At 43.6% G+C, this 9,956-nt stretch carries 7 protein-coding genes; 6 read left to right on the top strand and 1 reads right to left on the bottom strand.

Annotated features, from left to right (window positions below):
* Both AAGC65_RS04430 and AAGC65_RS04425 read left to right on the top strand, forming a co-directional pair.
* Positions 1 to 1,023 (top strand): DUF1501 domain-containing protein (locus AAGC65_RS04430; protein ID WP_343111205.1); only part of this gene is annotated, 1,023 nt, incomplete at its 5' end.
* A 114-nt stretch (positions 1,024 to 1,137) separates the two neighbouring features.
* The gene (locus AAGC65_RS04425) at positions 1,138 to 3,294 is read left to right on the top strand and encodes a DUF2231 domain-containing protein (protein WP_343111204.1); all 2,157 of its coding nucleotides are present in this window, start codon (positions 1,138 to 1,140) and stop codon (positions 3,292 to 3,294) included.
* A 126-nt stretch (positions 3,295 to 3,420) separates the two neighbouring features.
* Here the strand turns inward: AAGC65_RS04425 and AAGC65_RS04420 are convergent, their stop codons facing one another.
* Positions 3,421 to 7,080 (bottom strand): ABC transporter permease, encoded by a 3,660-nt coding sequence (locus tag AAGC65_RS04420; RefSeq protein WP_343111203.1) that lies wholly within the window; start codon positions 7,078 to 7,080, stop codon positions 3,421 to 3,423.
* Between the two features lie 401 nt (positions 7,081 to 7,481).
* Between AAGC65_RS04420 and AAGC65_RS04415 the strand changes: the two genes are divergently transcribed.
* From AAGC65_RS04415 to AAGC65_RS04400, 4 genes are all read left to right on the top strand, one after another.
* Complete coding sequence (locus tag AAGC65_RS04415) at positions 7,482 to 8,303, top strand: LytTR family DNA-binding domain-containing protein (RefSeq protein ID WP_343111202.1); 822 nt, start codon at positions 7,482 to 7,484, stop codon at positions 8,301 to 8,303.
* A gap of 139 nt (positions 8,304 to 8,442) precedes the next feature.
* Entirely contained in the window at positions 8,443 to 9,321 is an 879-nt protein-coding gene (locus AAGC65_RS04410) for a serine hydrolase domain-containing protein (RefSeq protein WP_343111201.1), read from the top strand.
* 39 nt (positions 9,322 to 9,360) lie between these two features.
* Positions 9,361 to 9,612 (top strand): hypothetical protein, encoded by a 252-nt coding sequence (locus AAGC65_RS04405; protein ID WP_343111200.1) that lies wholly within the window; start codon positions 9,361 to 9,363, stop codon positions 9,610 to 9,612.
* A gap of 159 nt (positions 9,613 to 9,771) precedes the next feature.
* A complete protein-coding gene (locus AAGC65_RS04400; protein ID WP_343111199.1) occupies positions 9,772 to 9,927 on the top strand; it encodes a hypothetical protein in 156 nt (51 codons plus the stop codon).
* The last annotated feature ends 29 nt before the right edge of the window (positions 9,928 to 9,956 follow it).

The raw sequence follows: 9,956 nt of genomic DNA, 5'->3' as shown, positions 1-9,956 counted from the left end.
ATCTGCATCATCCGCTCCATGAATACCGATGCTATTAATCACGATCCGGCACTTACTTTTTTCCAGACCGGCGCCCAGCAGGGCAACCGGCCCAGTATGGGTTCATGGGTAAGCTATGGCTTGGGCAGCGAAAATAAAAACCTGCCTGCTTTTACGGTATTGCTATCTAAGGGTAAAGGGAACGGGCAGGGCGTTTACAGCAAACTATGGAGCAATGGTTTCCTTGATTCCATACACCAGGGGGTACAATTCAGCAGCGGTGAAGACCCTATTCTTTACCTGAACGACCCGGAAGGCCTTGACCGGCACGAGCGTCGCAAAATGCTTGATAAACTGGCCGAGCTCAACGACATCAATTATAAAGAATTTGGCGACCCGGAGATCAACACCAAGATTCAGCAATATGAAATGGCTTACCGCATGCAAACCGCCGTGCCTGAACTAATGGATGTATCGCGCGAATCTGATGATATTGTTAAAATGTACGGGCCGGAATGCTTAGTCCCCGGCACCTACGCCGCCAACTGCTTACTGGCGCGTAAACTGTCCGAGAATGGGGTACGCTTTGTGCAGCTTTATCATCAGGGCTGGGATCAGCACAGCAACCTGCCCCATGAAATGGCCGGCCAGGCCAAAGATGTTGACCAGGCTTCGGCGGCTTTGGTTACTGACCTGAAACAACGCGGCCTTCTTGACGAAACACTGGTAATATGGGGTGGCGAGTTTGGACGTACCAACTACAGTCAGGGTAAACTGGAGGCTGCCAACTACGGTCGAGATCATCACCCGCGTTGCTTTAGTGTTTGGATGGCGGGCGGCGGTATCAAACCAGGCTTAGTTTACGGCGAATCGGACGAATTTGGTTACAATATTGTCAAAGACCCGGTACATGTACATGATTTTCATGCTACAATCCTTAATCAGTTAGGTATAGATCATAAAAAGTTAACCTTCAAAAGCCAGGGCAGGCGCTACAGATTAACCGATGTGGCCGGTAATGTGATAAACGGAATAATAACCTGAGTGCTGATCCCCTCCTCTAACTCGAAAACCATCGGTCATTAAAAAATTAAAATCAAGGTATTCATCCTCAATGAAAAAAAAATATTCGCAACATTCTTCACTGGCGCATGGTATATGAAAAGTAGTCATAAAAGTATAGCAGAAGGGGCGCTATTTGCATTAAACATTTTCATTGTTGTTTTATTATTAGCCGGCGACCGGCTCGTGGTTCCGCAATGGGTGCAGCCCGTAGGTCGTATGCACCCACTCATCCTCCACTTCCCTATCGTTATACTAATGTTTGCGATGGTCATGGAATTTTTCCGTTTCCGCCCTGAGTTCATTAACGAAAGGCTGTATCAGAATTTCACTAACTATCTGCTGGTATTGGGCGCCCTGCTTTCTTCAATTACGGTAATTATGGGTTTGTTCTTGTCAAGAGAGCCTGGTTACGAGGGTGGCACTTTACAATGGCATAAATGGTTTGGTGTAACTGTGGCCTTTATGGGGCATGCGGTTTATCTTATTCGTAATACATCAAAATATACGGTTAACCTTGCCAAAGCAGCAGCTATTATTACCGTGTTTTGTTTAATTGTAACCGGGCATCTGGGTGGTAACCTTACCCACGGCGAAGATTTTGTTTTGGGGCCGGTGATGGATAAAAGTAAAAAAGCTGTACCAATTGACCAGGCATTGATTTATGGGGATGTAATTAAACCGATTTTTGAGGTTAAATGCCAAAGCTGCCATAATGCTGATAAGATGAAGGGAGGATTGATGCTTACCGATTCTGCGGCGATAATAAAAGGCGGAAAAACCGGTAAACTCTTTAAAGGAGGTAATCCGGCAATGAGCCTGTTGCTGCAGCGGATACATCTTCCGGAAACAGCTAAAAAACACATGCCTCCAACAGGTAAACCCCAGCTTACAGATGATGAAAAAACGCTGCTTTATTTATGGGTAAAAAACAATGTCAAATTCAAGAAAAAAGTGATTGATTTGCCTGCAGCAGATTCATTAAGAGTATTGGCAGCAACGGTATTGGCACCGGCAGAAAGTGTAGAAGAAACCTATGATTTTTCGGCGGCTGATGATCAGGATATTAAAAAATTGAATAATAATTATCGGGTAGTTTATCCCTTAGCGAGTGAATCGCCTGCGCTGGCAGTTAATATCTATAACAAAAGCACGTATAATATTAAAGTATTAGAGGAATTGACTTCTATCAAGAAGCAAGTAGTGTCGCTTGATCTGAACAAGATCCCGGTAAAAGATGCCGACCTGAAAACTATCGCGAAATTTGAAAACCTACGCACGCTCAACCTTAATTTCAGCGATGTTACCGGCAAAGGCTTAAAAGAGCTGGCCTCATTGAAATCTCTTAAAAGCCTTTCGCTGGCGGGTGTGAAATTAAACCCGGCCGATGTAAAACAGCTGACGGCGATAAAAAGTCTTACCGAGCTTGCTGTATGGGATACCGGATTAAAAGATGCCGACCTTGAAGCGCTTCAAAAAACCAACAAAACCCTTAAATTTTTAACCGGGTTTAAAGATGATGGTAAAGCTATAAAATTAACCAACCCTCAGTTAAAAAACACAGCAGTGGTATTTAAACAACGATACCAGCTGCAACTTGCCAATCCGGTAAAAGGTGTTGATATACGTTATACGACAGACGGCAGCGTGCCCGATAGCGTTAACGCCACGTTATATAAACCCGGAGTTGATTTAACCCAAAGCACGTTGATAAAGGCAAGAGCTTTTAAACCCGGCTGGATTGGTAGTGATACCGTTGAATTTAAAGTATACAAATGCACCTATACGCCAGATAGTGTAGCCTTTATTAAACAGCCGGATGGCCGGTATAAAGCTGATGGGCCCAAAACCATTATAGACAAGGAAATGGGCGGCGAAGATAATGGCAACAACAAATGGCTTGCCTCCCAACATGATCTGGGGATGCTCATGTGGTTCCGTACTCCTGTAACCATACACAGCCTCGGTTTAAATTCAATGCGCAAAATTAATGCACGTATTTTCTTGCCAGCCCAGGTAGAAGTATGGGGCGGCCCGGATGAGGAGCATTTAAAATTGATAGGTACAATTAAAACCGCGCCACCTCAAAAGCAGGACACTCCCACTACCATTAATCTGAAGTGTAAGTTAAAGTCTGTACAGCCGATATCCTGTATTAAACTGTTGGCCACTTCTCTTAAAAGTATGCCTGCCTGGCATCCGGCTAAGGGGAAACCGGCATGGGTGTTTACCGATGAAGTATTTATAAATTAACGTACTAAAACCTTTATCCGGTAAATTACTGTGTATGGAAAAAAGACAACACAAATACCCTCGCATATCGTCAATCTATTCAGCGATTTGATATGATTAGGGAAATTTTGATGTATTATCTAAACCTTATTCGCTCCTTAAACTCTTTACAGGGTTAGCCAACGCCGCCCTCACCGCTTTATAACCTACGCTTGCCCAGGCAATGATGACCGATGCTAATATGGACAGGATAAATATATCAGGCCCGATAGTGATCCTGTAGGTAAAATCCTGTAGCCATTTGTGCATAAAGTAATAGCCAACCGGAGCTGATATCGCAAACGCGATGACGATAAGCACTGTAAATTCTTTGGAAAACAAGTACACGATATGCCCCACAGAGGCCCCTAATGTTTTACGTATACCAACTTCTTTGGTGCGCTGTACCGCCATAAATGACACCAGGCCGTACAATCCAAGGCAGGAAATGAAGATGGCTATACCGGCGAATATTTTGAACAGCGTGGATAGCTGCTCTTCACTGTTATAAAAATGAGCTATGGTTTTATCCAAAAACTGGTATTCATACACCCCTTCGGGGTAAGTTTTGTTCCACAAGCTTTCAACACCTGCCATAGTTTGCCGCAGGTTTTGGGGACGAACCTTTATATTCAACTTGGCATACTGCTCTTTCCACGGCGCCATCAATACCGGCGGTACTTCTCCACGAAGCGATCTGGTATTGAAATCCTTCACCACGCCCGTGATTTCGGCCCTCAGGTTCTTATTATTCCAGAGCATGATGTTTTTACCTATGGCCTGTTTCGGATCGGTAATACCCAGTTTATGGATCAGGGTCTCGTTCACCACATAGCCGGATATCGTGTCTGATTTAGGGTATAACCCACCGGCTAAAAACTGAATATCGTATAACCTGAAATAATCGACATCGGCCCATTTCAGGCAAGCCCCAAAATCAACCTGCTTATCTGAATTGTTAAATTTAAAATCGCTGAACCAACCACCATTATCAGACGGCGCATATAAACTGGTGCTAACCGCTTTTATTCCCGGCTGCTGCAATAGCTGGTCTTTCAAGGCGCTAACCCGCGCCCTACCGGCACTATCACGTGGAAAAGGTACTGTAATTACCGCATCTTTATTAAAGCCGAGGGATTTGTTCTTAAAATAATTCATCTGGTATATTAATACCAGCGTTCCGATAACCAGGAACTGGGCTATGCAGAACTGGGTCACCACTAATACCCTGCGCAATGAAATTCCGCTTGCCCTACCGGCATTGATCTTATTTCGCAGTGCCGCTATCGGGTTAAATCCGGATAAAACCAGCGCAGGATAAAACCCGGCAAAAAAAGTAACACCGATAACTACACCCGCTAAAAACAATATCACTACCGGATCTGCCAGGAAACCGCTGCTCAACCGCACATCCAGCAGGCTGTTCAGCATAGGCAACGCGATAAGCGCCAGCACAGAAGCCAGTACAACAGCAAACAGCGTAATAATCAATGTTTCGGTAATAAATTGCAGCAGGAGCTGATACCGGTTACTGCCCAGCACCTTGCGTATTCCCACCTCCTTGGAGCGATTTACAGCCTGCGCAGTTGCCAGATTGATAAAGTTAACGCAGCCTATCACCAGCAGGAACAAGCCAATTAAGCTGATCACCCTAATCAGCTGTTTACTAAACGGGTGCCCACTGTAAACATCCACATCGGTGGTATAATGCATATCTTTCAATGGCTGTAATCGATAGGTCTGGTTTTTATTATAAGGTGCCGGAATATGTTTTTTGGCTAAGGAACCCAACTCGGTGTTCATCTGCTTTTCGCTGAGGCCCGGGGGTAAAACAACATAGCAGTTCCTGTCGCCGAAAGTACTTACCCAATCCTGGGCATTACCGCTCAAATCCCCATCCTTTTCAATAAGTGTGAGCCAGGAGATAGCCACTTTCATCGGAAAATCGGTATTTACCGGCATATTCTCTAATATACCGGTCACTTTCAAATCGCGCTTATTTTCGTAACGCACTATTTTCCCCATTGCCGTACGCCAATCGCCAAAAAACTTATCAGCCTCGTCACGGGTTAATACCACCGTTTTGGGTTCGGATAAGGCAGTAAGTTTATCTCCTGCGAGCCATTTGAAATTAAAAATCTGAAAGAAACCAGGGTCAGCATAGTAAGCCAGATCTTCTTTAAATTTTTTCACCACAGCACCATCGCTCCCAGCCGGAATAGAAAAATGCGAACCGCCATTCAGCATAATATTGGATAGCTGCTTGATTTGCGGAATATCAAGCTTTAATCCCTCCCCCAGTGGCAATGGTGTTCCCGATCCGGCATGAACACCATCAGGGCCACTATTTACCGTAACAATACGATAGATCCGGTCCCTATTGGCATGGAAACTATCAAAACTTGTTTCAAACTGAATAACCAGGAATATCAGCAGGCAGGCCGCGATACCTATAGCCAATCCGGTAACATTGATAGCGGCATAGCTTTTATTGCGCAACAGGTTACGCCAGGCTATTTTGAAGTAATTTTTGATCATTGTTTTGCGATTTAATTTCACATCGCTCCACCTGGGAGTCGTTTGCTGATACGAAAATACCGTCGCAAAACGGGTCGGACGTTCCAAATTATAATATGGGCCCTCTTTTTTTAGAGCATTTTTATATTCGACAGGGGTTTTACCGGTCAACTGTTTGAAAGTACGGTTAAAAGTAGTTTTAGAATTAAAGCCCGATTCAAACGCGATACCCAGCAAGGTTAAATGATCATAAGCCGGGTTAAGCATTTTTTGGGTAACCGCTGCCACGCGGTATTCATTGATGAAGTCGTTAAAGCTTTTTTTAAGTATAGTATTCAATATCCGCGACAGTTCATTGGGGTGCAGTTCAAGTTTTTCAGACAGGGAGCGTAAACTAAGATCCGGATCCAGATAGTACTGGTTAGTCTTTAGTATGCCCTTCAGCCAGGTACCTTTTCGCTTTGACTCTTCTGGCGGCGCCGGCTTAAAAACAGGTTGGGCAACGGAAGTTAAACCGGCATCCGGCCTCAGAAATGCGATAGCAGCCGTCCGGATCGAGACTATCGCCAAAAGTAGATATAGTGGATAATAGGCTTGCGCACCCGATTGATCGTGGTAATAAAAATAGTCAACGGTTACCACGAGTAGCCACAACAGCCACAAAAAGCCGAAAACAATTAGCAAGTGATGTAACCATTTCATTTCGTAGCGGCACCTGTCATTATTTTTAAATTCTATACGCCGGTAAAAACGTTCGATAAGTACGTAACAAAAATACAGGTATATCATGACCGAGATCAACGCAAACGCCTGTATAATAAGGTTCACCTGCTGAAAGAGCATCTTAGTATAAGTGCCCGATCCCGCTCTCCCACTTTCCCTGATCTCCAAACCGTGAACACCTAATTCAAACAACAACGGAATAAAGTGCAATAAATCCTTCAGCCGGTATTGATATGCAGGCCGGGTTAGCTTGAGTACATAAAAGAAAATCAACGGACCAAAAGCGAGCGAGAGTGGCAATGGCAACCAATTCCAGCGAGCGATATAACCATCAAGCCCGATATCCATAGCCAGTATATGAGCCAGATACAACACAACCACCATAAGCGCCAAAGCCAGGAACCGGTTTGCGGCCCTGTTCATTTTTGGGACAAACCACAAAAGCAGCGCAAGGCCCAGCCCAAGAAAAATAGCTCCAAAAAATGCAAAGTCGTAGGCGTTAATATGAAATGTATAGGTTCTCATCATCTTATATGCTCAATCCTTATTCCAAATTTACAACTTACTGATATGTAAAAACATAGACAATATCCCGAATTACAAATCGTAACAGAACCGAACATATACCTGTGCGGTTTTAGAATATTTTATACCCATTACTTTAAAATTAAATTGATCATATATCAATAATTCTCCAACTCCGCTGAGTCGCCTTTTCATTAGGCGGGAAGCGAAAGTGGAATATCGACCCTACTCCGAATTGACTAAGTATTTTGAGCAATTTTTCTACAGATAGCGTTATCCTGTAAATTATTTATCTTTATCAGAAAAGCTTTACTGATTTCCAGACATTCTTAAAGCTTTTTTTCGTCAACGATTATTCACCTCTGTATATAGCCCTTTAATAATATTTCAGTGTAAAGCTCGCCATGATATCAAAAAAACAGGAAGAACCGATCCGGTACCATGATGTCCCTTTTTTCCTGGTGCTTATTCCTGTGGTCAACGCACTTAATTATTATCTCACTTATACCAACATCAGTTTTAATACCCATACCCTTATAACTTTTCTTATCGATACTGTGGATGGCTACGCGGCATGGTGGTGCTTCAGGCTGGTGATCCTATACCTTGATAAAAAGATGCCTTACGCATCCGGACCCTTAAAACGCATCACCCTACAACTCATACTTACATCATTAACCGGCCTGGTTGTTATCATTATCTTAACAGAACTGGCAAACCTGATAGCAACGCAAGCACCGGTTCCGGCAAGCTTTTACCGGTACGATTTGTTTATTTTCCTGATCTGGTTTTTTGTACTGAACGGCATTTACATTGCATTATATTATTACCATGCCATGCGGCAGTTGGAACGGCTCAGGATAGCGGATAAACAAGTAAGGACAGAAGGCTTTACTGTAAAAGATGGCCGCCAACATCTGGTGCTGGCGTTTGATTCTATCGCAGCGTTTTTTGCCGATGATGACTACACCGCGGTGATTACGACCGCTGAAAAAAGGTATTTGCTGGATAAGTCGCTGGACCGGATTGAGCAACAGTTACCACCGGAACTATTTTTCAGGTTGAACAGGCAGTACATTGTTCAACGCAGCATCGTTGGGGGCTATACAAAGATCGAAAACGGGAAGCTGAGCGTCAGCATTTCCGGATCCGATTATTTACCCTCCTCAATACAGGTTAGCCGAACAAAAGCACCCGACTTTAAAAACTGGTTTGAACAGGTTTAATTCAAAGGCAAATTCATTACAGCTCGTCAACCCCAACTTCATTTCAGCGGAAAACCTGCTACAATTCACCGGGAAACACATTCTTCATCCTTGATATCGGCAGGTGTCCAAAATAATTTTGCGTCAAAAAATTATCAAAATGAAAAGGATTTTACTAACCTGGGTTACTGTTATTTTGAACATCATTACCCTGAATGCACAGAACAAAACCATCCACAATTGCCGCATCGTCGTGCCAATTAATAACAACTATGCAAAATCAGATAGCCTGCACGACATTATGAAAAGATATGTCAAAACCGGATTACCCGGCATCGTCATGGCAGTCTATTCTGAAAAGGATGGTTGGTGGGCCGGTGCCGAGGGTTATGCAAACATAGAACGGAAGAGGCCAATGGAAAACTGTGATCTGCAATACCTGCAAAGCGTTTCAAAAACTTATATGGCAGTAGCCATTATGCAGCTTAAGGAAGCGGGAAAGATAAATCTGGACGCTCCTATCAAAAAGTATTTGCCTGCAAAGTACACCGGCATAGTAAAAAATGCGGCTGCTATCACTGTGCGCATGCTGCTGAACCATACTTCGGGAATACCGGAATACTCGACCGATCCGGGTTTTGTTGCTTATGTGATGGAGCACCCGGCACACAAACTGACAACCGAATTTGTTATCGGCACTATTAAAGGTAAGGAACCGATGTTTGCACCCGGTTCAAAACATGTTTACTGCAACACCAATTATGAGTTGCTTGCGGTAATAGCCGATGCCATTACCGGAGATCATGCTGCTTATATAGCGAAACACATTTTTGAAAAGCTTGGGCTCCGCAATACCTTTTACCGCAATGATCCTGACTACCTGCATTACCCTAATCTGACCGACTCCTATTGGGACGTATTAAATACAGGTAAGCCCGCGAATATTTCAGCTATTCAACGTGCTAATGTAGCATCTTATATCGGCGATGATGGAATAGTTTGCACACCGGTTGACGCGGTGAAATTTTTAAAAGGGTGAACGGAAGGAGAACTGGTTTCCAAAGCCTCGCTTAAAGAAATGCTCCAATGGGTAAACGGTGCTGACGGCAAACCGGTTTACGGGTTAGGCCTCGAGTTTTTTGAAGCAGGCGGCATTCAGGCTTATGGGCATTCCGGCGGCGGCATTGGGGCAGGTTGTATCTTATTATATATCCCGGCCGCTAAAACCTATGTTTTTATTTCAACCAATATCGGCACCTTATTTCCCGGCGATCTGCCTGCAAAGGCCGGGCAATTGAAAGACGAATTATTGATGAACCTACTGCGATAATGTATAAAAAGACCGTTTCTTATCTGGCCCGGTTAACATATATCATTACATAAAGTGTATAGTAAACGAGACAAAATCAGTGTTTGGAAATGCGCCTATGCATCTCCCTAAGCATTGGCATTATATTTACTATAAGTAGTAAACAACTAAACTACGGCTATGAAAAGGACAACAACAAAAATATCGGCAATCCAAACAAAAAACATACTGAAAGCGATAGACCGCGAACTAAAATCCATACTGGCAAAAGATATCAGAAAAATGCAGAAACCTGAAATTAGGCAAGCAGCCTTTTTACAGATGATCTCTGCTTAAATCATTGTAACATCATAATAAAACAAGGG

It is taken from the genome of Mucilaginibacter sp., from assembly GCF_039207105.1.
In the GTDB taxonomy this organism is placed as follows: domain Bacteria; phylum Bacteroidota; class Bacteroidia; order Sphingobacteriales; family Sphingobacteriaceae; genus Mucilaginibacter.
This window is presented reverse-complemented; position numbering and strand designations above follow the sequence as displayed.